The organism is Cypionkella psychrotolerans (genome assembly GCF_001294535.1).
GTDB lineage: Bacteria > Pseudomonadota > Alphaproteobacteria > Rhodobacterales > Rhodobacteraceae > Cypionkella > Cypionkella psychrotolerans.
On the sequence record NZ_LGIC01000033.1, the window covers coordinates 96,259 to 120,700 of the forward strand.

General features: G+C 61.5%; 25 protein-coding genes and 1 other RNA gene. 19 read left to right on the forward strand and 7 right to left on the reverse strand.

Going from position 1 to position 24,442, the window contains the following annotated elements; all coding sequences use genetic code 11:
* Positions 1-104: 104 nt before the first annotated feature.
* The 7 genes from gatC to AKV04_RS06860 all read left to right on the forward strand — a co-directional run bounded on the left by gatC (position 105) and on the right by AKV04_RS06860 (position 5,116).
* Positions 105-392: an Asp-tRNA(Asn)/Glu-tRNA(Gln) amidotransferase subunit GatC gene (gene gatC / locus AKV04_RS06835; protein ID WP_054005705.1), complete on the forward strand. Its 288-nt coding sequence runs from the start codon at positions 105-107 to the stop codon at positions 390-392.
* Entirely contained in the window at positions 389-1,867 is a 1,479-nt protein-coding gene (gene gatA / locus AKV04_RS06840; protein WP_054005706.1) for an Asp-tRNA(Asn)/Glu-tRNA(Gln) amidotransferase subunit GatA, read from the forward strand. The genes gatC and gatA overlap by 4 nt, the downstream gene beginning before the upstream one ends.
* 36 nt (positions 1,868-1,903) lie before the next feature.
* The gene (locus tag AKV04_RS06845; RefSeq protein WP_054005707.1) at positions 1,904-2,692 is read left to right on the forward strand and encodes a hypothetical protein; all 789 of its coding nucleotides are present in this window, start codon (positions 1,904-1,906) and stop codon (positions 2,690-2,692) included.
* A 5-nt stretch (positions 2,693-2,697) separates the two neighbouring features.
* A complete protein-coding gene (locus AKV04_RS06850) occupies positions 2,698-3,378 on the forward strand; it encodes an N-acetylmuramoyl-L-alanine amidase (RefSeq protein WP_407638407.1) in 681 nt (226 codons plus the stop codon).
* A gap of 12 nt (positions 3,379-3,390) precedes the next feature.
* An RNA gene (rnpB, locus tag AKV04_RS07685) (RNase P RNA component class A) lies at positions 3,391-3,827 on the forward strand.
* A gap of 314 nt (positions 3,828-4,141) precedes the next feature.
* Positions 4,142-4,309 (forward strand): 50S ribosomal protein L33, encoded by a 168-nt coding sequence (rpmG, locus tag AKV04_RS06855; RefSeq protein WP_054005708.1) that lies wholly within the window; start codon positions 4,142-4,144, stop codon positions 4,307-4,309.
* A gap of 114 nt (positions 4,310-4,423) precedes the next feature.
* Positions 4,424-5,116: a VIT1/CCC1 transporter family protein gene (locus tag AKV04_RS06860; protein WP_054005709.1), complete on the forward strand. Its 693-nt coding sequence runs from the start codon at positions 4,424-4,426 to the stop codon at positions 5,114-5,116.
* A 192-nt stretch (positions 5,117-5,308) separates the two neighbouring features.
* Here the strand turns inward: AKV04_RS06860 and AKV04_RS06865 are convergent, their stop codons facing one another.
* The 3 genes from AKV04_RS06865 to AKV04_RS06875 all read right to left on the reverse strand — a co-directional run bounded on the left by AKV04_RS06865 (position 5,309) and on the right by AKV04_RS06875 (position 6,807).
* A complete protein-coding gene (locus AKV04_RS06865) occupies positions 5,309-5,515 on the reverse strand; it encodes a hypothetical protein (RefSeq protein WP_054005710.1) in 207 nt (68 codons plus the stop codon).
* Positions 5,516-5,629: 114 nt separating this feature from the next.
* Entirely contained in the window at positions 5,630-6,421 is a 792-nt protein-coding gene (locus tag AKV04_RS06870; protein ID WP_054005711.1) for a Bax inhibitor-1/YccA family protein, read from the reverse strand.
* A gap of 155 nt (positions 6,422-6,576) precedes the next feature.
* A complete protein-coding gene (locus tag AKV04_RS06875) occupies positions 6,577-6,807 on the reverse strand; it encodes a DUF1127 domain-containing protein (RefSeq protein WP_054005712.1) in 231 nt (76 codons plus the stop codon).
* Positions 6,808-6,941: 134 nt separating this feature from the next.
* On the opposite strand from AKV04_RS06875, the gene AKV04_RS06880 reads away from it, so the two are divergent.
* Positions 6,942-7,814 (forward strand): LysR family transcriptional regulator, encoded by an 873-nt coding sequence (locus AKV04_RS06880; protein WP_054005873.1) that lies wholly within the window; start codon positions 6,942-6,944, stop codon positions 7,812-7,814.
* 52 nt (positions 7,815-7,866) lie between these two features.
* Here AKV04_RS06880 and AKV04_RS06885 read toward each other — a convergent pair whose 3' ends face one another.
* Entirely contained in the window at positions 7,867-8,829 is a 963-nt protein-coding gene (locus tag AKV04_RS06885; RefSeq protein WP_054005713.1) for an NADPH:quinone oxidoreductase family protein, read from the reverse strand.
* 416 nt (positions 8,830-9,245) lie between these two features.
* On the opposite strand from AKV04_RS06885, the gene AKV04_RS06890 reads away from it, so the two are divergent.
* The 8 genes from AKV04_RS06890 to AKV04_RS06925 all read left to right on the forward strand — a co-directional run bounded on the left by AKV04_RS06890 (position 9,246) and on the right by AKV04_RS06925 (position 18,887).
* Complete coding sequence (locus tag AKV04_RS06890; protein ID WP_054005714.1) at positions 9,246-9,605, forward strand: helix-turn-helix domain-containing protein; 360 nt, start codon at positions 9,246-9,248, stop codon at positions 9,603-9,605.
* 146 nt (positions 9,606-9,751) lie between these two features.
* Complete coding sequence (locus AKV04_RS06895) at positions 9,752-10,552, forward strand: inositol monophosphatase family protein (protein WP_054005715.1); 801 nt, start codon at positions 9,752-9,754, stop codon at positions 10,550-10,552.
* 207 nt (positions 10,553-10,759) lie between these two features.
* On the forward strand, positions 10,760-12,097 hold the full coding sequence (locus tag AKV04_RS06900; protein ID WP_054005716.1) for an 8-oxoguanine deaminase: 1,338 nt from the start codon (positions 10,760-10,762) through the stop codon (positions 12,095-12,097).
* A 312-nt stretch (positions 12,098-12,409) separates the two neighbouring features.
* Entirely contained in the window at positions 12,410-15,115 is a 2,706-nt protein-coding gene (locus tag AKV04_RS26090; protein WP_054005717.1) for a beta strand repeat-containing protein, read from the forward strand.
* A 295-nt stretch (positions 15,116-15,410) separates the two neighbouring features.
* Complete coding sequence (locus tag AKV04_RS06910; RefSeq protein ID WP_054005718.1) at positions 15,411-16,586, forward strand: aspartate aminotransferase family protein; 1,176 nt, start codon at positions 15,411-15,413, stop codon at positions 16,584-16,586.
* Positions 16,587-16,732: 146 nt separating this feature from the next.
* Positions 16,733-17,659, forward strand: coding sequence for an ornithine carbamoyltransferase (gene argF / locus AKV04_RS06915; protein WP_054005719.1), 927 nt, complete (start codon positions 16,733-16,735; stop codon positions 17,657-17,659).
* A 179-nt stretch (positions 17,660-17,838) separates the two neighbouring features.
* Positions 17,839-18,327, forward strand: coding sequence for a DUF1993 domain-containing protein (locus AKV04_RS06920; protein ID WP_054005720.1), 489 nt, complete (start codon positions 17,839-17,841; stop codon positions 18,325-18,327).
* Between the two features lie 2 nt (positions 18,328-18,329).
* Entirely contained in the window at positions 18,330-18,887 is a 558-nt protein-coding gene (locus AKV04_RS06925) for an isochorismatase family protein (protein ID WP_054005721.1), read from the forward strand.
* 19 nt (positions 18,888-18,906) lie between these two features.
* On the opposite strand, the gene AKV04_RS06930 is transcribed toward AKV04_RS06925, so the two are convergent.
* The 3 genes from AKV04_RS06930 to AKV04_RS06940 all read right to left on the reverse strand — a co-directional run bounded on the left by AKV04_RS06930 (position 18,907) and on the right by AKV04_RS06940 (position 22,198).
* Positions 18,907-20,064 carry an MFS transporter gene (locus AKV04_RS06930; protein WP_054005722.1) on the reverse strand — a complete coding sequence of 386 codons (1,158 nt, stop codon included), beginning with the start codon at positions 20,062-20,064 and terminating at the stop codon, positions 18,907-18,909.
* A gap of 172 nt (positions 20,065-20,236) precedes the next feature.
* Positions 20,237-21,187, reverse strand: coding sequence for an aldose epimerase family protein (locus AKV04_RS06935; protein WP_054005723.1), 951 nt, complete (start codon positions 21,185-21,187; stop codon positions 20,237-20,239).
* 90 nt (positions 21,188-21,277) lie between these two features.
* A complete protein-coding gene (locus tag AKV04_RS06940) occupies positions 21,278-22,198 on the reverse strand; it encodes a zinc ABC transporter substrate-binding protein (RefSeq protein ID WP_054005724.1) in 921 nt (306 codons plus the stop codon).
* A gap of 69 nt (positions 22,199-22,267) precedes the next feature.
* On the opposite strand from AKV04_RS06940, the gene AKV04_RS06945 reads away from it, so the two are divergent.
* The 3 genes from AKV04_RS06945 to AKV04_RS06955 are packed head-to-tail and all read left to right on the forward strand — an operon-like array spanning position 22,268 to position 24,355.
* Entirely contained in the window at positions 22,268-22,783 is a 516-nt protein-coding gene (locus tag AKV04_RS06945; RefSeq protein ID WP_054005725.1) for a Fur family transcriptional regulator, read from the forward strand.
* Entirely contained in the window at positions 22,780-23,553 is a 774-nt protein-coding gene (locus AKV04_RS06950) for an ATP-binding cassette domain-containing protein (RefSeq protein WP_054005726.1), read from the forward strand. The genes AKV04_RS06945 and AKV04_RS06950 overlap by 4 nt, the downstream gene beginning before the upstream one ends.
* On the forward strand, positions 23,546-24,355 hold the full coding sequence (locus AKV04_RS06955) for a metal ABC transporter permease (protein WP_054005727.1): 810 nt from the start codon (positions 23,546-23,548) through the stop codon (positions 24,353-24,355). The genes AKV04_RS06950 and AKV04_RS06955 overlap by 8 nt, the downstream gene beginning before the upstream one ends.
* Positions 24,356-24,442 lie beyond the last annotated feature (87 nt).

Here is a 24,442-nt window from a genome sequence, read left to right on the forward strand (position 1 = left end):
AAGCGCGCGCTACGTTCGGCCTAAGTGGTGGGGTGAACCCCGCCCTACTTGCGGCATCTGGCCTTGGCGGGTAAACGGGGCCAATTCATTTGCGGAGAGACCCCATGTCCATCGACATCGACACCGCGCGCAAGGTGGCTAAGCTGGCGCGTATCCGGGTGGAGGAAGCGGCTTTGCCGAAGCTCGCCGAGCAGTTGTCTGGCATCCTTGGGTTCATGGAGCAGCTGAATGAGGTTGATGTGACGGGCATCGAGCCGATGGTTTCGGTGACGCCGATGCGGCTGGCGCGCCGGGCGGATGTGGTGACGGATGGCAACCAGCAACGGGCGATTCTGGCCAATGCGCCGGATGCGCGGGAAGGGTTTTTTGCAGTGCCGAAGGTGGTGGAATGAACGCGAATACTTGGACCATTGCGGCGGCGCGGGATGCGCTGCGCAAGGGGGAGATTTCGGCGGTTGATCTGACGATGTCTTGTTTGACGGCGATCGACGCGGGCGATGCGCTGAACGCGTTTGTGCATAAGACGCCGGAGATGGCGTTGGCGCAGGCGCGGGCGGCAGATCTGCGGATTGCTGCGGGGAATGCACCGGATATGTGCGGGATTCCGTTGGGGATCAAGGATGTGTTCTGTACCAAGGGGGTGCCTTCGCAAGCCGCGTCGCACATCCTGAAGGGGTTTGTGCCGGAATATGAGTCGACGGTGACTTCGAAGCTGTTTGGCGCGGGGGCGGTGATGCTCGGCAAGCTGAACATGGATGAGTTTGCGATGGGGTCCTCGACGGAAAGCAGTTGCTATGGGCCTGCGGTCAATCCGTGGAAGGTCGACGAGGTGTTGCGCACTCCGGGTGGGTCTTCGGGCGGCTCGGCGGCAGCGGTGGCGGCGGATTTGTGTTTGGGCGCGACCGGGACGGATACCGGGGGCTCGATCCGGCAGCCTGCGGCGTTTACCGGCACGACGGGGATCAAGCCGACTTATGGCCGGGTCAGCCGCTGGGGGATTGTGGCTTATGCCTCAAGCTTGGATCAGGCCGGGCCGATGACGAAATCGGTGCGCGATGCGGCGATTTTCCTGCAGGCGATGGCGGGGCATGATCCGAAGGATTCCACCAGCGCGAATATGGCGGTGCCGGATTTTGAAGCGGCACTGACCGGGGATATTCGCGGCAAGAAGATCGGTATCCCGCGCGAGTACCGGATTGAGGGCATCCCGGCAGAGATTGATGCGCTCTGGGCGCAAGGCCGCGAAATGCTGCGCGAGGCGGGGGCGGAGATTGTCGATATCTCGCTGCCGCATGCGAAGTATGCTTTGCCTGCGTATTATGTGATTGCGCCTGCGGAGGCGTCGTCGAACCTCGCGCGCTATGATGGGGTGCGCTATGGCCACCGGGCGGCTTTGGCTGCGGGTGATGGCATCACCGAGATGTATGAGAAAACGCGGGCGGAAGGCTTTGGCCCAGAGACGCAGCGCCGGATCATGGTGGGGACCTATGTGCTGTCGGCGGGGTTCTATGACGCCTATTACAACCGCGCGCGTAAAGTCCGCGCACTGATCAAGCGCGACTTTGAGCAGGCATTTGCGGCAGGGGTTGAGGCGATCTTGGCGCCAGCGACGCCGACCTCGGCCTTTGGCTTGGGCGAGATGGATCAGGCGACCCCGGTCGAAGTGTATCTCAACGACGTGTTCACCGTGACGGCGAACCTCGCCGGATTGCCGGGGGTGGCGGTGCCGATGGGCCTCGACAGCAAAGGCCTGCCGATGGGGCTGCAACTGCTAGGGCGACCTTGGGATGAGGCGGGTCTGCTCAATCACGCTTATGTTTTGGAGCGGGCTGCGGGCTTTGTGGCCAAGCCAGATAAATGGTGGTAAGCGCCAATATCAGAATAAACCGCCGAGGCAGAGACGATGCGTAGCGCTGTGATGATTTTGGCCGCCCTCGGGCTGGCTGGGTGTGGAACCGCTGTACCCGATTCGGGTGCGGGCGTGGGGTTTCAGGATTATAATGCCTATAACGCGCCTGCCCCGGTGGCTGCGGCACCTGCCGCTGGCTTCACGCCGGGCGGGGCGCTGGCTGCGATTGACAAGGCCGAGGGCAAGAATACCGATACCGCGCTGACGCCGACCAATGTGCCGCTCAGCACGCAGGCGGCGGCCTCACCCTATGCCGCCCCAGCAGCACAACCTTATGGCCAACCGCAGGGTGCGGTGATTGGTGGCGGTGAGCGCGCGCGCGGCAATGCGCCGGCGGGGATTGCTGAGACCACCTCCGAGATGGCGAATGTACCGGGGTCGGCGGCCAATGTCGGCACCGTCTCGGATGAGCAGGACTTTCAGGCGGTGACCAAGCGCGAGTCCATCGAGAGTGACAAGGCCCGGATTGAGCGTAACCGCGCGCAGTATCAGGTCGATCAGCCGACGGCTTTGCCGCAGCGTGTGGGTGGTGATGCGCCCAATATCGTGCAGTTTGCGATTTCGACCAATCACCCCAAAGGCACGCAGATGTACAAGCGCGGCGGCTTGCGGCTGAACAGCTATAACGCGGCGTGCGGCAAGTTCCCCTCGCCGGATCTGGCGCAAGAGGCGTTCTTGGCGGCAGGCGGGCCGGACCGTGACCGCAAGGGCCTAGATCCAGATGGCGACGGCTATGCCTGCGCCTGGGATCCGACGCCGTTCCGGGCTGCCGTTCAGAATTGAGCGTGATCGCGGATACGCCGCCTTGGCCCTCGCCCAACTATGGCGATCGGCGGGGCGGCGTTTTGCCATCCCTCATTGTGATCCATTACACCGCTATGGCCTCTTGCGCTGAGGCGCGGGCGCGGCTGTGCGATCCGGCGTTTGAGGTGTCGGCGCATTGGTTGATTTCCGAGACGGGCGTGGTTGAGGGCTTGGTGCCGGAGGCTGCACGGGCTTGGCATGCGGGCGCGGGGGCATGGGCTGGAGTGACGGATGTGAACTCGGCCTCAATTGGCATTGAACTGGCCAATACCGGGCTTCAGCCGTTTGCGGAACCACAGATGGCGGCGCTGGAGGCGTTGCTGGCGGGGATCATGCAGCGCTGGGCTATTCCGCCGCATCGGGTGATTGCACATTCGGATATGGCGCCAGCGCGCAAGGGCGATCCCGGAGCAAAGTTTGACTGGCGGCGGCTGGCGTTGCAGGGGCTGTCGATATGGCCCTCGGCGGGGGAGGCTGATGTAGACGCGTTCCTGCCCGCCTTGCGGCGCTTTGGCTATCCTGAGGCGCCCGAGGCAGAGCTGCTGACCGCGTTTCGGCTGCGGTTTCGCCCCTGGGCGCGTGGGCCGCTGGGCCGAGTGGATGCGGGGCTTGCTTGCGATCTGGCGCTGCGCTTCCCGGTTGACGCGACAGCGCTGCAAGCGTAAGCCGCCCCTCGCGCGGATGGCTGGATGACCGCGGGGGGTAACCTCCGAGGAAAGTCCGGACTCCATGAAGGAAGGGTGCCGGGTAACGCCCGGCGGGGGTAACCCCAGGGAAAGCGCCACAGAGAAAAGACTGCCGTGGTGTTCGGCGCAAGCTGGACGGATCTGCGGTGATGGTGAAACGGTGGGGTAAGAGCCCACCACGGTCTTGGTAACAAGAACGGTATGGCAAGCCCCACCCGGAGCAATGCCGAATAGGGGCCTCGCGTGGTAAGGTCCGCGACTGTCAAAGGTGCTAAGCCTGCGGCGATAGCGGAGACCACCACAGGGAACTTTCAGCCCAGAGGCCCGGGTTGGCAGCTTGACTGCCCGTGGTAACACGGGTGGCAGAGGAATGGTCATCCAAGGGGGTAACCCTGGGACAAAATCCGGCTTATAGGCCATCCGCGCAAATTCTTGGACTCAGTGATCTGCGAAAGCATCCTCGCAGTGTAAAACCTGCAACGGCTATGGATTGCTCTTTGCTAAATACTCATAATCTAGGGCTTTTGGCAGGTCCTACGCCTGAAACCGGGCCGTCCCGCCGCCCCAAGCACCCACCGCGCGTCAGCGCTAAAGCGACTTGCGCGGCACGCGCGCAATTAGATCACCGCTAGATCGCAGAACTTGTGGTTTGGCTGTTGACTCTGCCGCCTTGATCCGTAAAAGGCAGGCTTCAAGAGATTTCGCAGGGCAACGGTGTTGCCTTGATGTAGGAGAGACGACTATGGCCAAACCGGCGACGATCAAGATCCGTCTGAACTCGACGGCTGGCACCGGGCACTTCTATGTGACCAAGAAGAATGCTCGGACCATGACCGAGAAAATGACGGTCAACAAGTATGACCCCGTCAAGCGTCAGCACGTTGAATACAAAGAAGGCAAGATCAAGTAAGATCTTCCCCTTCGCTGTGCGGAAGTGCCGCGCCCTTTGGGCGCGGTTTTTCGTTATGCGCGGGGCAGGTTCTATGCCTTAAGCAGAACGTATCGGTCGGGCACAGAGGTGATCATGGAACGCAGCCACTACGAAGAACATTATGTCGCGCGGGTCGGTTGGCTGCGCGCAGCTGTGCTCGGGGCGAATGACGGTATCATCTCGACAGCATCGCTGATCATGGGGGTGGCGGCGGCCTCTGGGCGGACCGAGGTGCTGGTGGCGGGGATGGCGGGATTGGTCGCCGGAGCGCTGTCGATGGCGGCGGGGGAATATGTTTCCGTCTCCTCGCAAGCTGATACCGAGAAAGCCGATACCGCGCGTGAGCGGGCGGAGATTGCGGCTGACCCTGCCGAGGAATTGCGCGCGCTGGCGGGGATTTATGAGGATCGCGGTTTAACCCCGGCACTGGCGTTGGAGGTTGCAACGGCCCTGCATGCGAAAGATCCGCTGGCAGCGCATTTGCGCGATGAATTGGGTTTTTCCGAACATACCGAGGCGAAGCCTTTGGTGGCGGCAGGGGCTTCGGCTGCGAGTTTCGCGGTGGGGGCCGCTTTGCCGATGGCGACGGCGGCGCTGGTGCCCGCGGCGGGGATTAGCCTGTGGGTGACGGTGTTGTCGCTGATTTTTCTGGCCGTGCTTGGGGCGATTGGTGCCAAGGCGGGCGGCGCACCGATGGGGCGGGCGGTGGTGAGGGTGACATTCTGGGGGGCTGTGGCGATGGGCGTGACGGCAGTGGTCGGCATGGTGTTTGGCGCGGTGGTTTAGACGGCCGCTTGCTCGGGCCAAAGGCCGGGGCTGGTGTCCGTCGTTTGAAAGAAGGGGGTGCCGCCCCCCCCGCGCGAAGGGCGCCTCCCCCTGCGAGTATTTCCAAAAGAGCAACGCAAAATTTTAGATAAGTTTTAGGCAGTTTGCGCAAAGCGAAAGGCCGGGGATTTTCCCGGCCCTGCTGTTCAGCTTTTATTCGCCGCCATTGGTGGCGCGGTCGTTCTGGCGGGCTTTGCGGTCTCCGGCTTCGCGGTTTTGGCCACCGGCGTTCGGCTCGGTGTTGCCGGGGATCTTATGCGCGTGCTTGGTGGCTGCCGCGTCCATCTTGTGCTTTTGCGCCTCGGCTTGCACGGTGAACTTGGTATCGGCGGCTTGTTTGGTGTGTTCGAGTTTGCTCATGTTGCGTCCTCCTGTGGTAAGTTAACGCACAGGACGCGCAAGGGTTCCGGGCAAAGAAAAACCCTGCCAGCGCGCGGCTGGCAGGGTCTGACCGTTTAGCGCTGTTGTTGGGGCTTAGCGGCGGTCGCCCAAGAATTGCAGCAGGAACATGAACATGTTGATGAAGTCGAGATACAGGTTCAACGCGCCCATGATCGCCGATTTGCCCAGCCAGTCGCTGTCACCGCTCTCTGCGTGTTGCAGGTAGGTATTTTTGATCGACTGGGTGTCATAGGCGGTCAGGCCTGCGAAGATCAAAACACCGATCGCCGAAATTGCGAAGGCCAGAGCCGACGAAGCCAAGAAGATGTTGATGATCGACGCCACGACCAAGCCGATCACGCCCATCATCAGGAACGTGCCCATCGCCGACAGGTCTTTCTTGGTGGTGTAGCCGTAGAGCGACAGCGAGGCGAAGGCGATGGCGGTCACGAGGAAGGTCGTCACAACCGAAGCGCCTGTGAACACCAGCAGGACCGAACTGAGCGAAATGCCCATCGCCGCCGCGAAGACGTAGAAGAACAGCTGTGCGCCCGCGACCGACAGACGGGGGATCAGCGCGCCGAACGCAAACACCATCACCAGCGGTGCGAACATCAGCACCCATTTCAGCGGCGACATGTAGATCGCCGAGCCGAAGCTGGTGAGATAGGTGTGATCGCCAATCTGCGCGACGGCTTGCGACGGCACATCCGTGACAGCAAGGCCAGCGACCGCCCAAGCGGCAAGGGCGGTGATCAGCATCGCCACGGACATCAGCCCGTAGACTTTATTCATATGTGCCCGCAAACCTGCGTCGATGTCGGCGCTCCGCGCACCAACGCCGGCGGTCTGGCCCGAGGGGCGGATCGTCTGATAGTCAGCCATGGAAGCCTCCGATTATGGACTGAAGGTCAGGCGCGGATGTTCGCGCTGCCTAATGCTGTCAATATCGGCACTGTTGGCGGTGATTTCAAGGATTTCCGCTGCGGGAAATCCTTGAGGCGTAAATCTTGCAATAACCAGAGGTTAGCGCAGCCCGATCAGCGCAGCCAAGTGGAGGGCACGTCCCATGCCGGGCGGGCGGCTTCGGTTGCGGCTTGGCGCGGCGTGATGCCGATATCGGCCAGCATATTGTCGTCAAGGCGGGCCAGTTGGGCGCGCTGACGGCGGGCGGTCATCGCCAAACGCAGGCGTTTGGTGAGATCAGCAAGAGTGCCGCGCGACTGCACATGAGCAACAGCCAATGTGGAGGTGTGGAGCGAGGCGAACATGGTGGTATCCTTTCAGGGTTCATCGGCGTCGGTGATGTGAGTCGTTTGTTTCATCACAACACTTGATCCTTATGCCCGAATCGGTGACATTATGAAAATGAATGGTTTTGACTTCACGCATCAAGGATTGTGATATGTCTCGGAATCTCGACCTCACTTCATTGCGCTCTTTCGTGGCGATTGCTGATGCGGGCGGCGTCACCCGCGCGGCGGGGTTTTTGAACCTGACGCAATCAGCGGTGTCGATGCAGATCAAGCGGCTGGAGGAGATGCTGGACACCCAGCTTCTGGATCGCAGCGCGCGGCAGGTGGGGCTGACCGCCCCGGGCGAGCAGTTGCTGGGCTATGCGCGGCGGATGCTGGCGCTGAATGATGAGGTGTTCGGGCGGTTGACGCAGGATCAGCACGAGGGCGAGATCGTGCTGGGGGTGCCGCATGATATTGTCTATCCGGCTATTCCTCAGGTGCTGCGGCGGTTTGCCAAAGAATATCCGAAGATGAAGGTGTCGCTGACATCGTCGTTTACGCGGGTGTTGAAGGCGCAGTTCGCGCGTGGCGAATGTGATGTGATCCTGACCACCGAGGAATCGGTCGATCCGGATGGGCAGACTTTGGCGGAATTGCCGTTGGTTTGGGTGGGGGCACCAGATGGCGCGGCGTGGAAGGGGCGGCCGTTGCGGTTGGCCTTCGCGCATAACTGCATCTTCCGCCAAGGCGTGCAGGCGGCGTTGAACGCAGCGGGGATGCCGTGGGAGATGGCGGTGGAAAGCGATGACACGCGCGGAATTGAGGCGTCTGTTTCCGCCGATCTGGCGGTACATGCGGTGTTGGCGGGGTCAGAGCCGCCGTTTGTGGAACGCATCGCGCATGGTGGGACGCTGCCGGAACTGGCGGTGATCAAGGTCAATATGTATGTCGCCGATCCGGTACATTCCGAGGCGGTCTCGGCACTGGCGGCGATGATCCGGCAGGTGTATCTGTCGCGCGCGATTAGGTCGGCGGCGTGACCCCATTCTCCTCGCCGCCCCGGCTCAAGGCCGGGGCGGCGAGGAGTGGGTGCTAAAGGGTGATCACAACTTTTCCGGTGGCGGCGCGGGTGCGCAGGAGGTCTAGGCCTTTGGGGTAATCCTCGAAAGGGAGTTCGTGGCTGATGTGGGGGCGCAGGCCACCTTCCGCGAACCATTGGAATAGAATGCGCAGGCTGTCGGTCAGCACTTGCGGCGCGAAAGTCAGATAGCCGCCCCAATACAGGCCCATCACGCTGAGGTTTTTCACCAGCAGGTGATTGGCGGGGATCTCGGGCAACTGACCCGAGGCGAAACCGATGGTCAGCAGGCGGCCTTCGGGGCGGCAAGCCGAGAGCGCGGCGGTGAAGGCGGGGCCACCGACCGGATCATAGACCACATCGACGCCGCCCAAGGCTTTGAGGGCGGCTTTCAGATCAGGCGTCTCGCTGTCGAGGGTGATATCGGCTCCGGCTGCGCGGGCGATGGCCAGCTTTTCGGGGCCACGGGCGCAGGCGATCACCTTTGCCCCCATGCGTTTGCCGATTTCCACTGCCGTCAGGCCGACGCCTCCGGCAGCCCCAAACACCAACAGAGTCTCGCCGGGTTGCAGGCGGGCTTTGTGCGACAGAGCAAGGTGGGAGGTGCCATAGGCGATCTGGAAGGCGGCGGCTTGCTGGAAGCTCATGCTGTCGGGTAGGGGGATCAGCTGGGCGGCGGCGGCGGTGAGGTATTCGGCCAAAGCGCCATGGCTGGCAAAGCCTGCAACGCGGGCACCGGGTTTGAGCGTGGTGGATGTGTCGGGGTGCAGGGCGTCAAGGATGCCGGCAAACTCCATCCCCGGGATGAACGGCAGCGCCGGGTGCTCTTGATACTTGCCCTCGGCCATCAATAGGTCGGCAAAATTTAACCCGACGGCGGCGATTTTCAACCGGGCCTGTCCCGGTTCGGGTGTAGGCAGCGGATGCTCTGCCTGATGTGCTGGGGTGCCCAAAGCTGCGACTTTCCAAACCTGCATCTGCTGTCTCCGATTGCTGAGCAGGTGGTGTCAGATTTTTTTGGAAACGCCAAGAAAATTGGCTGAATTGCCTATCGGGCTACAATTTCATGGCATGGAAACGATCCCATTCGAACTGGAAACGATGCCATGCGGATGTATTATGGCAATATGCAACTTTTGAGTGTATTTAATTGCAAAATGCAATGCAAAATGGGATACACGTTCAGGGAGAGTTGACTGATAAGCGTAAACGCATGGGGGTGTAGCCCACATCCGGGGGCTGTTTCTTCTCCGCCTGTATAATTGGACATATCCAAAAAGACAGGTTTTCAGAAAGCTTTCGGGGAATCTGAGGAGAAAATCAGTTTTGGCAAAGTTGGCACGGAAATTGCTTTGTATGAGGGTGTTAGGTAGCATTGAAAGTGGAGACTGTTATGAAGCACCCCGTTGACGCTCATGTCGGCAAGCGCATCCGCCATCGCCGGTGGATGATCGGTATGACGCAGCAACAGCTTGCGGATAAGGTGGGCATCAAGTTCCAACAGATCCAGAAGTATGAGACCGGGATGAACCGGGTTTCTGCCTCGCGGCTGTGGGATATTGCAGATGCGCTTGGGGTGACGATTGCATTCTTCTTTGAAGGTCTGGCCGATGGCGCACAAGCTGCAGCAGCCGGACATGACATGATGGCGGATAAAGAAGCAGTGGAACTGGTGCGGTCTTATTACGCGATCCCCGAAGCACAGCGGCGGCGCCTGTTTGATCTGGCGCGCGTATTGAGTGAAGCTGCGTAACCGCTGCGCACATAGCTTTGTGATCCGCGCGTGAATTGCCCCCAATTACGCCGGTTACAAAGCTTGACCGTTCGCCCGCAAGTGCTTAGCCAAGGCTAGACACTTGTGGGCGACGGGCGTTTTAGGCCCCGGTGATGGGGCAAAACATGACGAAATTTTCAGACATTGAAGCGCAGGATATCATCCGCACGGCGGCGCTGCTGGCGGATGCGGCGCGCGTCGCGACCTTGCAGCATTTTCGCAGCGATGGGTTGACGGCGGATAACAAGGAAGCCGTGCGGTTTGATCCGGTGACGGTGGCGGATCGCTTGTCTGAGCAGCGGATGCGGGAGATTTTGGCGCAGGCGCGGCCTTTGGATGGCATTCTGGGTGAAGAATTTGCGCCGGTGGTTGGGTCTTCGGGGCTGACTTGGGTGTTGGACCCGATTGATGGCACACGCGGGTATTTGTCGGGTACGCCGACTTGGGGGGTGCTGATCTCGGTCCGCGATGCGTCTGGCGTGATTTATGGCGTGATTGATCAGCCTTATATTGGCGAACGGTTTGAGGGGGGGTTGGGGCGCGCGGAAGTGAACGGGCCGATGGGGCGCAAGGTTTTGCGCACGCGTGAGGCGCGGCCTTTGTCGGAGGCGATTTTGTTCTCGACCTTCCCGGAGGTTGGGACGCCTGATGAGGGTGCTGCGTTCCGCCGGGTGGCGCCAAAGGCGAAGTTGGTGCGCTATGGCATGGATTGCTATGCCTATGGCCTGATCGCAGCGGGGCAGATTGATCTGGTGATCGAGGCGGGCTTGCAGGCCTATGACGTGCAAGCGCCAATCGCGGTGATTGAAGCGGCGGGCGGGATTGTCACCGATTGGTCGGGGCGGCCTTGTCTGGAGGGTGGGCGGGTGTTGGCTGCGGCGAATGCGGCGATCCATGCCGAGGCTTTGGCTTTGCTGAACGCGTAGCCGATTTTTGAGAAAAATCGTGGGGGCTGTCTGCCCCCAAGGCAGCTTGGCGCTGCCAATCTGCCTTCCCCCGAGGATATTTGCGCCAATGTGAAAGCACTTGGCGCTTGCGCTTGGCTTTGGTAGGTTTGGCGGCGCGAGTCCTTAACTCCCCCTTCTGTCGCGCATTCCCTGATCCACCGAAGGGGGTGGTGCTAAGGGGAAATCATGTCCGAAATTCTGATCAAGAACGCTGATGTCGTGGTGACGATGGATGGCGCGCGCCGCGAGATTGCGCGGGGTGATGTGTTGCTGCGCGGTGGGGTGATTGCGGCGGTGGGGCAGGGATTGGCGACGACAGGCGCGATGGTGGAGGCGCGCGGCTGCGTGGTCACACCCGGTTTGGTGAACACGCATCATCATCTCTATCAGACCCTGACGCGGGCGGTGCCGGGCGGGCAGGATGCCTTGCTGTTTGGCTGGTTGCAGACGCTTTATCCGATCTGGGGGAAGTTTGGGCCGGAGGAGATGTTTGTCTCGGCGCAAGTCGGGTTGGCGGAGCTGGCTTTGTCGGGCTGTTCTTTGACCTCGGATCATCTCTATCTGTTCCCGAATGGCGCGCGGTTGGATGATACCATTGCGGCGGCGGGCGAGGTGGGGCTGCGGTTTCATCCGACGCGTGGGGCCATGAGTATTGGTGTTTCGGATGGAGGCTTGCCGCCGGATGCTTTGGTGGAGCGCGAGGCTTTGATCCTTGAGGATTGCATCCGAGTGGTGGACCGCTTTCACGACAAGGCCGAGGGCGCGATGGTGCGGGTGGGGATTGCGCCGTGTTCGCCGTTCTCGGTTTCGCGCGATCTGATGCGCGAAGCAGCGGTTTTGGCGCGTGATAAGGGCGTGATGTTGCACACGCATCTGGCCGAGAATGAGGAGGATATCGCCTATTCGCTGGCAAAGTTTGGCTGCCGTCCGGGGCAATATGCCGAGGATCTGGGCTGGACGGGCGACGACGTCTGGCACGCGCATTGCGTGAAGTTGGACGCGGGTGAGATTGATCTGTTTGCAAGGTCTGGCACTGGGGTGGCGCATTGCCCATGCTCGAATTGTCGGTTGGGGTCGGGGATTGCGCCGGTGCGGGCGATGCGTGACGCGGGGGTGAAGGTGGGGCTGGGGGTGGATGGCTCTGCCTCCAACGACGCGGGGAATTTGATTTTGGAAGCGCGGCAGGCGTTGTTGTTGCAGCGCGTAAGCCGGGGCGCGGATGCGATGGCGGCGCGCGAAGCGTTGGAGATCGCCACGTTGGGCGGGGCAAAGGTGCTGGGGCGGGGCGACTGTGGCAGCCTTGAGGTCGGCAAGCGCGCCGATATCGCGATCTGGGATGTGTCGGGGATCGAGGCGGCGGGATCTTGGGATCCGGTGGCGAGTTTGATCCTCTGCGGGCCCAGCCGTGTGCGGGATTTGTTTGTTGAGGGGCGCGCGGTGGTGCGGGATGGCCGGATAGCAACGATTGATCTGCCGCAGGTGATCGCGCGGCAAAATCAGTTGGCGCGGCGATTGGTCGGCTGACCCCTGCCACGGGACAATTTGACGCGGCCTGATCTGAGCCTGATTCGTCTGCTGGCCGGGCCTTAGTGCCAGCGCGAGATCGACCTAAAGGGTTGTACTTGCGGAAATTAACAACTCAAGATTGCGCGGTTTGTCCGACCCTTTAAAAGCGGCGGGCTGACCCGGCACTGGCGCTGAAAATCCAAATTCCAGCGTGTAATTGCTGCCCTTATTTTACCATGGATCCCGGTTTTTTTTGTTGTTCCAGATCATGGCCTGCCCTCGCATTCAAAGAGCAGAATGCGAAAGTTAGGGAAAACTCTGGAGGATATCATGGCAATCACCGGAACGCCGACGACGATCGGGGATGACATCGTCACGGTCACGCCGACAGGTTCGTATTCGATCGACGCGCAGGCGGGGAACGATAAACTGGTGCTGGATTTCTCGTCTTTGGGCGGGGATATCGGCTACACTTATGTCGGCAGCGGCTATTACCGCTACACGGATGGCGTGCGCACCACGGTCGATTTTCTGAACTTTGAACGCTATGATATCACGGGTGGCGCGGGCGCTGACCTGCTGGTCGGTGGCGCTTTGGCCGACCGTTTGGTGGGCAACGCGGGCAATGACCGTTTTGAGGGCGGACTGGGGGCCGATACGGTCATCGGCGGCACGGGGATGGACCGTTGGGTCGCGGATTACTCCACCTTTGCCAGTGCCGTGAGCCTGGACCTGCTGGGTGTCGGGGTTTCGACAGTGGTCGGCAGCGGCGTGACGCTGAGCGGGGTGGAGGCGATCTCGCTGAGCACGGGGGCGGGGGCGGATGTGATCAACACCGCAGCCTACAGCGCCAATGATGATGTGTCGACCGGTGCGGGCAACGACTATGTGGCGCTTGGCCGTGGCGTCGATAGCGCGCATGGCGGCGACGATATCGACACGTTGCGGATGGATTGGTCGGGTATGACCGACCCGAATGCGGGCATCAGCAATGTCTATGTCGGCAGCGGTTGGTATCGCTATGGCAATGGCGCGGACCGGTTGGATTATCAGGGCTTTGAGCGCTATGACTTGATCGGCGGCGCGGGCGGCGATGTGCTTTATGGGGCTGCGCTGAACGACACGCTGACGGGCAATGCGGGTAACGACCTGTTGGCCTCGGGCGGCGGTGTGGACAATGTCAGCGGCGGCGACGGCATTGATATCTGGCGGGTCGATACCTCGGCCCGCTCGACGGCGACGCAAATCAACCTGCAAACGCAGACCACCAACTATGGCGCGGTTCTTGCCGGGATCGAGCGGATCGAGTTCACCGGCGGCAATGGCGCAGATCAGGTCACGGCACTGGCTGGAGTTTACAACGACTCGATCTCGACCGGTAACGGCAACGATCTGGTGGTAACCGGGCGCGGTGTGGACGGCGCTGACGGCGGTGCTGGCACCGTTGACAAGTTGGTGATGGACTGGAGCGCGATCACCGATCCGCGTCAGGGCATCAGCCTGAGCTATATCGGTTCGGATTGGTGGCGTTATCAGGCGACAAGTGGCGACCGCTTGGATTTCCGTTACTTCGAGACCTATGACCTGCGCGGTGGTGCAGGGGATGACGCGCTGACCGGAGGGACGCTGAACGACACGCTGATCGGTAACGGCGGCGATGATACGCTGAACGGCGGCATCGGTGACGGCACATTTGATGGCGGTGCAGGCAATGATCTGTGGACGGCTGATCTGTCGGCCCAAGGCATTGCCTTGTTCAACGCCGTGACCAGCCAGACCGCTGCGCAAATGACGGGCCTTGGGCTTTCGGTCAGCGCCATCGAGCGGCTGAGCCTGACCACCGGCAACTTTGCCGATGTGATCAGCACCGAAGGCTTTGCGCTGAACGACTACATTGGCACCTCGGGTGGCAATGACAAACTGAACGGCGGCTTGGGCTTTGACACGCTGGACGGTGGCAGTGGCATTGACATCATGACGGTGAATTATGCCACGGCGACCAGTGCTGTCAGCAATATCTACGTTGGAAGTGGGTATAACCGCTACCAAATGGCCGACGGCACGGCGAGCGTGGATTGGATCAACATGGAACGGTTCGCACTGACCGGTGGGCTTGGCAATGACTCGCTCAATGGGGGTGCCTCGGGCGATACGTTGATCGGCAACAACGGCGATGATGTTCTTAACGGCAATCGCGGGATGGACAGCATCGTCGGTGGCAATGGCCGTGATACCTATATTGGCGATTATTCCAACCTTGCCACGGCGGTCACGTTGACGCTGACGGCGGCAGGGGCGGGCACCATTGGCGGCGCGGGCACAAAGCTGGTCACGGTTGAGAACATCAACCTGAGCACAGGGGCCGGGGCTGACGTGATCAATCTCGGCGCGGCGACTGGCAGCGATACGCTTGCCACCGGCAACGGCGATGATGTGGTGAACTTGGGGCGCGGCATCTATGAAAGCGTAGATCTTGGGCTTGGCACCGACACGCTGACACTGGATGCGTCGCTGGCAACGGCGGGCCTGCGCGAGTGGTATATCGGCAGCGGCTATACCCGTATCCAAGCCACCGACAGCAGCTATACCGCCGATATGGCCGGTGTGGATCATCTGAACGTGGCGGGGTCGGCCTATAGCGATCACATCTACGGCTTTGATTTGTCGGATACGCTGAACGGCAAGGCGGGCACCGACTTCCTTGACGGCGGCAAGGGGGATGACATCCTGACCGGCGGCACCGGGGCTGACCTGTTCATCTTCAGCGATCTTTACAACGCGGGGCATGATCTGATCTCGGATTTCGACGACGGTGATCTGATCCGTCTGACGGGCTATACCGTCACCGGATCGGTTGGGGCTGGCGATGGCAGCACGCTTCTGACCGGCGGGGTACAGGTTTCCAGCGCGGGCGGCGTCAGCACGCTGCATATCGGGCTGGATGCCACTGCGGGGGCGGATCTGAACATCGACCTCACCGGCAGCTTCGTTGGCGCGGACTTCCTGCTGTCAGGCAGCGACATCCTGTTCGTCTGATCCATGCTAAACCACGAATGCACAGGGCCGGGGTGATCCCGGCCCTATGGCATTTTTACCGGGGGCATTTTTCCGGCGCCGGTTATCGTTTCGCAGGTTTTGATTTACAGCCCTGCGGGTTTCGGCTAATCCCCAGATCATGATCACCCGGACCGCCCTTATTGCCCGTCCCCGACGCCTGCGCTGAAAAGCTTAGGCGATTGATCCGCTTTGGCCCGGCGAAATGGGCCTTCCCTCGTTGACTTCCCATACAGTCCTTGGCTACGCCTAGGCTTTCCCGTGAAAGGCCCTGCCCATGATCACCGCTGTTTTGCCCACTTATAACCGCGCGCCGATGGCTTTCGTCAAAGGAGAAGGCTCTTGGCTGACGGCGGAGGATGGCAGCCGATATCTGGATTTGGGCGCGGGGATTGCGGTGAATTCCTTGGGCCATGCCAATCCGGCGTTGGTGGCGGCTTTGACCGAGCAGGCGGGGCAGTTGTGGCATGTCTCGAATCTGTATCGCATTCCGCAGCAGGAAAAGCTGGCGCAGATGTTGGTGGACAAGACCTTCGCCGACACAGTGTTCTTTACCAATTCCGGCACCGAAGCCTGCGAATTGGCGGTGAAAATGGCCCGGAAATATCACTATGACAATGATATGGCCGACCGGGTCGATATCATTGCCTTTGAGGGTGCGTTCCACGGACGCTCGACGGCGGCGATTGCGGCATCGGGGTCTGAGAAGATGGTCAAAGGCTTCGGCCCGCTGATGCCGGGGTTTCGCCAGTTGAAATGGGGCGATGAAGATGCGATCCGGGCGGCAATCACCACAAGGACCTGTGCGGTGATCATCGAGCCGGTGCAGGGCGAGGGTGGGATTCGGGTCGCCACCGACGGCTATTTGCAGTTGCTGCGCGATCTCTGCGATGAGACGGGCACGCTGCTGATCTTCGATGAGGTGCAATGTGGGGTGGGCCGGACTGGCAAGCTGTTCGCGCATGAATGGGCGGGCGTCACACCCGACATTATGATGGTCGCCAAGGGCATTGGCGGCGGCTTTCCTTTGGGCGCGGTTCTGGCCACCGAAAATGCGGCAAGCGGCATGGTCGCGGGCACGCATGGCTCGACCTATGGCGGCAATCCGTTGGGCTGTGCGGTGGGGGCGAAGGTGATGGAGATTGTCGCTGATGACGCGTTTCTTGACGCGGTGTCGCGCAAGGCGGCGCAGTTCCGGCAGGGCCTCGAAGGCTTGGTCGCTTCGCACCCAACCGTGTTTGAAGCGGTGCGCGGGCAAGGGTTGATCTTGGGGTTGAAGTGCAAGGCGCTGAACTCTGATATCGTCAAAGCCGCCTATGCCGAACATCTGCTGACCGTGCCTGCGGCGGATAATGTGCTGCGGCTGCTACCGGCCTTGAACATCCCCGAGGCGGATATTGCCGAGGCTTTGGCGCGGCTGGATCGCACTGCGCTTCGGATCGAGGCGGCATAATGCGACTGATCCACCCCAGCGCCGAAGCAGCACTTTGTGCGTCCCGACGAGTCTTTGGCTGACCCTTTGGTCATCCTCTGTGTTCAAATATCCTCGGGGGTCCGGGGGCGGAAAGCCCTCGGCGCTCTCAACCAAAGAGACGCTTCATGAAACATTTCCTCGATATCCACAAAACCGACGCCGCCGAGTTGCGGGCGATGATCAACTCGGCGCTGGCGATGAAAACCGCGCGCAACAATCGCCCGAAAGGCACGCCGGATGATGACCAGCCTCTGGCCGGGCGGATGGTGGCGCTGATTTTCGAGAAACCCTCCACACGGACGCGGGTGTCGTTTGATGTCGGGGTGCGGCAGTTGGGCGGGCAGACCATGGTGCTTTCCGGCAAGGAAATGCAGTTGGGCCATGGTGAGACGATTGCCGATACCGCGCGGGTTTTATCGCGCTATGTCGATCTGATCATGATCCGCACCTTTGAAGAGGCCACGCTGCTGGAGATGGCTGAGCATGCCACGGTGCCGGTGATCAATGGGCTGACCAACCGCACGCATCCCTGTCAGATCATGGCGGATGTGATGACCTATGAAGAACATCGCGGGCCGATTGCGGGCAAGAAGGTGGTCTGGGCGGGCGACGGCAACAACGTCTGCGGCAGCTTCTTGCATGCGGCGGGGCAGTTTGGCTTTGATTTCACCTTCACCGGGCCGGAGACTTTGGAGCCGGAGGGTAAGTTCATCGGGTTTGCCCGCGAGAAGGGCAGCCGGGTGACGATTGAGCGCGATCCAGCCAAGGCGGTCACGGGGGCGGATTTGGTAGTGACGGATACTTGGGTGTCGATGCACGACCCGGAGTCGGCCAAGGAACGGCGGCACAATCAGTTGCGGCCTTATCAGGTCAACGAGGCTTTGATGGCCCGGGCCAAGCCGGATGCTTTGTTCATGCATTGCTTGCCCGCGCATCGCAATGATGAGGCGACTTCTGCGGTGATGGACGGGCCGCATTCGGTGATTTTCGATGAGGCGGAAAATCGGCTGCATGCTCAAAAGGCGGTGATGCGCTGGTGTTTGGGGGTTTGAGGTTTTGGCTGTCCACGCGTGGACATGGGTGCTGATTCATAAGAGTCAATGAGTTACCCGGCGCTGGTTTACATTTTGTTAACCAGCGCCGGATTGAGGGGAGCGATAGCCCCCCTTGCATATTTGGGCTTTGTGCGGCCATCTGCTGGGGATAAATTATCACCCGAAAGGCCTCTCCCATGCAAAATCCGGTTCCGTTCTTCACCCATTCCCTCACCGCGTTGTCGAAGATCCTTGATAAAGCCGAGGCTTTTGCCGAAGCCAAGAAGATCAAGCCTGAGGTGATCCCGCAGTTGCGGTTGATCGCGGATATGTTGCCGCTGTGGCGGCAGGTGACGATTGCCTGTGATCACGCCAAAGGCGCCCCTGCGCGGCTGGCGGGGGTTGAGGTGCCGAGCTTTGCCGATACCGAAACAACGCTGGCTGAATTGAAAGAGCGGATCGCCAAGACCATCGCGTTCCTCGCCACCATTCCGGCAGAGGCGTTTGACGAGGCCGAGGCGCGCACCATCAGCGTTAAGGCGGGGCCGCGCGAGTTGTCGTTTCCGGCGGTGAAGTATTACCACGGCTATGCGGTGCCGAATTTCTATTTCCACATGGCGACAGCCTATAACATCCTGCGCGCCAATGGCGTGGATGTGGGCAAGACTGATTTCTTGGGGGCATAACCATGTCCACGGCTTTGCTGGTGATCGACGTGCAGATGGCCTTTGTGGCGCGGCGTGAGGCGGGCTTTGTCTGGGGCAATCCTGACGCCGACACCAGTATTGCGACCCTGTTGGCCGCCTTTCGCGACAAGGGCTTGCCGGTGCTGCATGTGCATCACAACGACCCGAACCCCGGCGATAGCTTTCATGCCGATCAGCCCGGATCGGCGGTGCAGCCGTTGGCTGCTCCGCTGGCGGACGAGGCGGTGTTTATCAAGCAGGGCTCGTCTGGGTTTATTGGCACGGGGCTGGCGGATCATCTGACCGCCGAGGACATCACCGGGTTGGTGATTGTCGGCGGGGCGGCGAATTACTGTGTGGAATCCACCGCGCGGATGGCGGGGAATTTGGGTTATGCCACCACGGTGGTAGGCGATGCCTTGATCAACTTCCGCCAACGCCTGCGCGATGGCCGCGAAATGGCGGCGAGCGATGTGCTGGCGCTGACTTTGGCCAATCTGGACGGCGAGTTCGCGCATATCGCCTCGGTGAATGAGATTCTGACTCAGGTGGCGAGCTGACCTACGGTCGCCGCAGCCGTCAGAGCGGCTTCAGCCCGTCGGCGGCGGCGGTGCGATGCGCCAGCGCCGTGACGATCAGCAGCACGACGGCGAGAGCGGCGTAGGTGGCGCGAAAGCCGATGTGGTCGGCGATGAAACCGATGCTGGACGGGGCCACCAGAATGCCCGCATAGCCGACCATGGTGACGGTGGAAATTGCCGCTCCGGCGGTCATGCCGGGGTGGTTGCCTGCGGCGGAGAACAGGATTGGCACCATGTTGGCGACGCCCAGCCCTGCAAAGGTAAAGCTGGCGATGGCTATGATGTCATTCGGGGCCAGCGCGCCGCCCAGCAGGCCAGCGGCAGAGATAAGCCCCGAAATTTGTAGAGTTTTTACCGCGCCAAAGCGATTGCGCAAACGATCACCTACAAAGCGCATCGCAGCCATCGCCGCAGCGAATCCGGCAAAGCCAAGGCCCGACCGGAACAAATCCGAGCCTAGTTCTCGGCTGAGGTAGATCGCGGCCCAGTCCAGCACCGCCCCTTCTGGGACCATGCAGAACAGCGCCATGAAGCCCAAGATCCACAGGCTGGCATCACGGGGCAGCAGGGCGTGCGGTTTGGGTTTGGTCTCGACGGGATGGGGGGCGTCGGCGATCAGTTTTGGACTTGCCAGCAGCACGGTGCCAAGCGCGATACAGGCGACGATCAGGGCTTGGGTCTCGGCCCCCCAATGGGCTACGACATAGCTGCCCGCAAAGCCGCCGATGAAGCCGCCCAAGCTCCAGAAGCCGTGGCTGGAGGACATGATGGCGCGACCCATGCGGCGTTCGACCTCGACCGCATTGGCGTTCATCGCCACATCCATCGAGCCGAGCACCGCGCCCATCAGCGCCATCGCCGGGGCCAGCAGCCAGAGGTTTGGCGTAAGCACCACCAGCGGCAGGGTCGGTGCGGCGGCAAGGCCGAAGGCGCAGGCGATGCGGCGCGAGCCATAGGTTTGGATCAGGCGACCGGCGAACAGCATGGCTCCGACCGCACCAAGGCCGAGCGCGAGGATCAGCAGGCCAAGCGTGGTGGCGCTGATGCTGTGGCGGGTCAGCAGCAGCGGGATTTGCGGCGCCCATGCGCCCATCACGAAGCCATTGGTGGCAAACATCGCCGCCACAGCCCAGCGTGCCGATTGTATCTGTTGCATCGTGGCCCTCCCGTTAGCGCTGACAGGCTTAGGGTTTGGCGCGGGCGAGGGAAAGGGGCAGCGCTGCACCTTTTGTTTCAACTGTTTCAGGGCGGCGCGCGGGTTTCTGCGCTGTGGCCCGCCGGTTTGCTGTCAGGGGTAGGAGTCTGCGCCTGATCTTAAGGGTTTGGTTTTATGCGACCGCCTTGAAGCGCCATTCGGTGATTTGGGTCAGGGTTTCGCCTTTCGCCAAGGTGATCGGCGGGAAGCCGGGTTTGTTGGGGGCATCGGGCCAGCCTTGGGCTTCGATGGCGAGGCCTTTGTAGGCGTCGTGGCGGCAATCGTAGATCTGGATGCCGGGTTCGGTGGTGGCGACGGTCATTTCGAGGTTTGATTGGCCGGTTAGGGTGAGGACATCGCGCAGGGGGTGCTGCGTGGTACTGAGACAAAAGCAATTATCGAGGTCGGGGGTGTGGGGGGCGACGGGCTTGGCGTTGCGGAAATCGAACAGTTCGGTGGCGGGGCGGATTTCTCCGGTCGGGATGAAGTCTGCGGTGGCGGGGAGGTAGTGGTCGGCTTTGATCTGTAGGCTGTGGCCGGTGAAATCCGCTGTGCCGTCGAGGTTCCAATAGCTGTGGTTGGTGGCGTTCAGCAGGGTGTCGGCGTCGGTTGTGGTGGTGATGGTTAGGCGCAGGGTGGCAGGGGCGGCAAGTTGGAACAAAGCGGTGATGCGGCGATTGCCGGGGAAGCCGCCTTCGTTGTGCGGCAGGGTGAGGGCGAGCAGGCACTCGGTTTCGGTCGCGTGGATGAGGTGCCAGACCTTCAGATGGGTGCCTGCGTCGCCGGAATGTAGGCAGTGCTGGCCGTTGAAATTGACTTGGAAGTTGAGAGTTTTGTCGTGGAGCGGGGCTGCCGCGCGGGTCAGGCGGTTGACCACGGGGGCGATGATCGAGCCGTGATAGCGCAACGGGCCTTCGTAATCGGCGAGGGTGTTGGAGCCTAGGGTGAGATCGTGAGGGATTTGGCCGAGGCGGACGGATTGCAGGACGGCACCCCAAGTCAGGATCGCGACGCTGAGATCGCCTGCGGTGAGGGTAATTTTCTCCACCGCTTCGCCTGTGGTGGTGGTGCCGAAATATGCCATCTGTGCCTGCCGTTTTGATCCTAACCTGCGGCGATGAAGCTGTATCGCCGCCGCGAGGTCAAGCGGGTTTGGCGGTGGCGTTGGAGCGTGTCAGCCGTTCAGGCAATCGGTCAGGGTGTTGGCGATGCTGCGCATCAGATTGTCGTAGGCGTCGGGGCCGAAGGGCAGCGAGGAGCCGACGGGATCAAGGGCTGCGCCGAGTTTGGTGGCGGTGCCTTGCATCAGTTGCGTCAGCATCGCGGGGTCGTGTTGCACTTCGGGGAAGGCGCAGCTGTAGGCACCGGATTTCAGCTCGGCTTGCAGTTCGGTCAGCTTGGCAGCACCGGGGGTGGTGGCGTCGCCAAGCGCGAGTGATCCGTGATGGGCAAGGCCGTAATGGGCGGCGAAATAGCCGTAGGCGGCGTGGAAGGTGACAAAGGGTTTGTCTTTGATGGCAGATAGTTGCGCGGTGATTTCTGCATCCATCGCTTGGATGCGGGCCTTGGTCGCGGCGGCGTTGGCGGCGTAGGTGGGGGCGTGTTCGGGGTCTAGCGCGCTGAGGTCGGCGGCGATCAGATCTGCCCAGATCGCGGCATTGACGGGGTTCATCCAGGCGTGGGGGTCGGTGCCATCGTGGGCGTGGTCATGTTCGGTGTCGGTCGCGGCCTCGTCATGGGCTTCTTCTTCCTCGCCCTGACCCTCGGGATAGGCTTGGGTTTCGGTGTCTTTCGCATCCAGCAGCACCAAGGATACCGCCTTGCTGTCGGTCATCGCGCGGTCGAGCCATGGCGTCAGTTCCGGGCCGATCCAGATCACGGTGTCGGCGTCGGCAATGCTTTGCATCTGGCTGGGGCGGAGTTGGAAATCATGCTCATCCGCGCCCTTTTCCAGCAGCAAGATTGGGGTGCCGAGGTTGCCCATCACCTGGGCAACCAGCGCGTGGACCGGGGGAATGTCGGTGACGACATTGGGAACTTCGGCGAGGGCTGCGGTGGGCAGGGTGGCAAGGGCGAGAGATATGATATAACGCATCGGGAGGGCCTTTTGTTTGGCGGCAAGAGGCGGTATGATTGTTATAGTATAACATGTCAAGGGGGCCGCATGGCGCATTCTCATATCGACGCTTGCCCCGGCTGCGAAGCGCCGGATCTGGCCTTTGCGGCGCATGACCACGCGCATTGCAGTGCGGATGCGCTGGCACGGGCTGAGGCTTTGGTGGCTGAAAAGGGCCTGCGGCTGACACCGGTGCGCCGGAGGGTGCTGGAGATTTTGCTGGAGGAGCATCGGGCGCTTGGGGCCTATGATGTGCTGACACGGCTGGCCGCCGAGGGCTTTGGCAATCAGCCGCCTGTGGCCTATCGAGCGCTGGATTTTCTGGAAGAACAAGGACTTGCGCATCGCATTCGGCGTTTGAACGCCTTCACCGCCTGTATGCATCCGGGCGAGGCGCATGCGCCTGCTTTTCTGATTTGCCGGGGCTGTAATGTGGTGGCCGAAGCCCCCGCAGCGCCTGTGATGGCGGCTTTGCAGGCGGCAGCGGGGCAGAGTGGGTTCGTGATTGAACGCTCCACCATCGAGGCTTTGGGGCTGTGCCCAAGCTGTCAGGTGGCAGCATGAGCCTGCTTGCGGCGCAGAATATCACCGTGCGGTTTGGCGGCGAGGCGGTGCTGTCGGATGTGTCCTTGGCGATTGAGCCGGGGGAGATTGTGACGATTCTGGGGCCGAATGGCTCGGGCAAATCGACGTTGTTGCGGGCTTTGCTGGGGATTTTGCCGCTGGCTGCGGGGGTTGTGACGCGGGCTGCCGGGCTGCGTTTGGGCTATGTGCCGCAGAAGTTGAGCATTGATCGCTCGATGCCGATGACGGTGCGGCGGTTTTTGTCGCTTCCGGTGCGGGTGGGGGACGTTGAGGCCACGTTGGCGCTGGCGCGGGTGGGTCTGCCGGGGCTGGAGCAGCGGCAGATGGCGGGGCTGTCGGGCGGGCAGTTTCAGCGGGTGCTGTTGGCGCGGGCGTTGTTGTCTGCGCCGCAACTGCTGATCTTGGACGAGCCGACGCAGGGTCTGGATCAGCCCGGTGAGGCCGGGTTTTATCGGCTGATTGAGGAAGTGCGGCGTGAGACTGGGGCGGCGATTTTGATGGTCAGCCACGATTTGCATGTGGTGATGGCGGCGTCGGATCGGGTGATTTGTCTGAACGGCCATATCTGCTGTCAGGGCTCGCCTGTGGTGGTCTCAAACGCGCCGGAATATCGCGCGCTGTTTGGGCTGGGATCGCAAGGCGCGCTGGCTTTGTATCAGCATCGGCATGATCACAGCCACGAGCCGGATTTGGTTGATGCCCATGGCCGCGCGCCGTCGGACCCGCATCATGGACATAATCATGCTTGATAACCTGCTGGGGCTTGACGATTTTCTGGTGCGGGCGGCTTTGGCCGGTCTGGGCTTGGCGCTGGCGACCGGACCTCTGGGGTCATTCGTGGTCTGGCGACGGATGGCGTATTTTGGCGATGCGACCAGCCATGCGGCGATTTTGGGCGTGGCTTTGGCGCTGGCGTTGCAGTTGCCGATTGGGGTGGGCACGCTGCTGGTGGCGCTGGCGATGGCGGGGACGGTTTCGACCTTGGCCGCGCGCGGTTGGGCGATGGATACGACGTTGGGCGTACTGGCCCATTCGGCTTTGGCGTTTGGTCTGGTAGCGATTTCCTATGTGCCTGGGGTGCGGGCCGATCTTTCGACCTATCTGTTTGGCGATATTCTGGCGGTGTCCAAGGCCGATCTGGGGTTTATATGGGCCGGGTCTTTGGGGGTGGTGGCGCTGCTGGTCTGGCGTTGGCAGGCGCTGCTGACTGCCACGCTGAATGAAGATCTCGCCCATGCTTCTGGCCTGAACCCGGATCGCGAGCGGTTGGTTTTGACGCTGGCCTTGGCTTTGGTGGTGGCGGTGGCGTTGAAGATCGTCGGGGCTTTGCTGATCGCGGCGATGCTGATCATCCCGGCGGCGGCGGCGCGGGGGCTGGCGCGGACGCCGGAAAGCATGGCGGCTTATGCGACGGGGTTTGGCGGGCTGGCCTGTTTGGTCGGGCTGCGGCTGTCGTTGTGGCAGGATACACCTGCGGGGCCGTCGATTGTCAGTGCGGCTGCGGTGATTTTTGCGCTGGTGGCGGTGTTTGGCAGGATACGACGCGCGTAGAACCGGGCCACGATTTTTCTCAAAAATCGTCTCGGTTGCGCGCGCAGCGATGCCGCTTTCTGGCGACTATGTCGTTTTCGTCTGTCG

Bases quoted from the DNA above. Each gene is read 5' to 3' on its own strand.
- AKV04_RS26090 (WP_054005717.1), top strand. From the start codon at position 12,410: ATGGCAATCACCGGAACGCCGACGACGATCGGGGATGACATCGTCACG.
- AKV04_RS06845 (WP_054005707.1), top strand. From the start codon at position 1,904: ATGCGTAGCGCTGTGATGATTTTGGCCGCCCTCGGGCTGGCTGGGTGT.
- AKV04_RS06875 (WP_054005712.1), bottom strand. From the start codon at position 6,807: ATGTTCGCCTCGCTCCACACCTCCACATTGGCTGTTGCTCATGTGCAG.
- AKV04_RS06910 (WP_054005718.1), top strand. From the start codon at position 15,411: ATGATCACCGCTGTTTTGCCCACTTATAACCGCGCGCCGATGGCTTTC.
- AKV04_RS06865 (WP_054005710.1), bottom strand. From the start codon at position 5,515: ATGAGCAAACTCGAACACACCAAACAAGCCGCCGATACCAAGTTCACC.
- AKV04_RS06890 (WP_054005714.1), top strand. From the start codon at position 9,246: ATGAAGCACCCCGTTGACGCTCATGTCGGCAAGCGCATCCGCCATCGC.
- AKV04_RS06860 (WP_054005709.1), top strand. From the start codon at position 4,424: ATGGAACGCAGCCACTACGAAGAACATTATGTCGCGCGGGTCGGTTGG.
- AKV04_RS06945 (WP_054005725.1), top strand. From the start codon at position 22,268: ATGGCGCATTCTCATATCGACGCTTGCCCCGGCTGCGAAGCGCCGGAT.
- rpmG (WP_054005708.1), top strand. From the start codon at position 4,142: ATGGCCAAACCGGCGACGATCAAGATCCGTCTGAACTCGACGGCTGGC.
- AKV04_RS06955 (WP_054005727.1), top strand. From the start codon at position 23,546: ATGCTTGATAACCTGCTGGGGCTTGACGATTTTCTGGTGCGGGCGGCT.
- AKV04_RS06885 (WP_054005713.1), bottom strand. From the start codon at position 8,829: ATGCAGGTTTGGAAAGTCGCAGCTTTGGGCACCCCAGCACATCAGGCA.
- AKV04_RS06880 (WP_054005873.1), top strand. From the start codon at position 6,942: ATGTCTCGGAATCTCGACCTCACTTCATTGCGCTCTTTCGTGGCGATT.
- AKV04_RS06930 (WP_054005722.1), bottom strand. From the start codon at position 20,064: ATGCAACAGATACAATCGGCACGCTGGGCTGTGGCGGCGATGTTTGCC.
- gatA (WP_054005706.1), top strand. From the start codon at position 389: ATGAACGCGAATACTTGGACCATTGCGGCGGCGCGGGATGCGCTGCGC.
- AKV04_RS06920 (WP_054005720.1), top strand. From the start codon at position 17,839: ATGCAAAATCCGGTTCCGTTCTTCACCCATTCCCTCACCGCGTTGTCG.
- AKV04_RS06900 (WP_054005716.1), top strand. From the start codon at position 10,760: ATGTCCGAAATTCTGATCAAGAACGCTGATGTCGTGGTGACGATGGAT.
- argF (WP_054005719.1), top strand. From the start codon at position 16,733: ATGAAACATTTCCTCGATATCCACAAAACCGACGCCGCCGAGTTGCGG.
- gatC (WP_054005705.1), top strand. From the start codon at position 105: ATGTCCATCGACATCGACACCGCGCGCAAGGTGGCTAAGCTGGCGCGT.
- AKV04_RS06925 (WP_054005721.1), top strand. From the start codon at position 18,330: ATGTCCACGGCTTTGCTGGTGATCGACGTGCAGATGGCCTTTGTGGCG.
- AKV04_RS06940 (WP_054005724.1), bottom strand. From the start codon at position 22,198: ATGCGTTATATCATATCTCTCGCCCTTGCCACCCTGCCCACCGCAGCC.
- AKV04_RS06935 (WP_054005723.1), bottom strand. From the start codon at position 21,187: ATGGCATATTTCGGCACCACCACCACAGGCGAAGCGGTGGAGAAAATT.
- AKV04_RS06950 (WP_054005726.1), top strand. From the start codon at position 22,780: ATGAGCCTGCTTGCGGCGCAGAATATCACCGTGCGGTTTGGCGGCGAG.
- AKV04_RS06895 (WP_054005715.1), top strand. From the start codon at position 9,752: ATGACGAAATTTTCAGACATTGAAGCGCAGGATATCATCCGCACGGCG.
- AKV04_RS06870 (WP_054005711.1), bottom strand. From the start codon at position 6,421: ATGGCTGACTATCAGACGATCCGCCCCTCGGGCCAGACCGCCGGCGTT.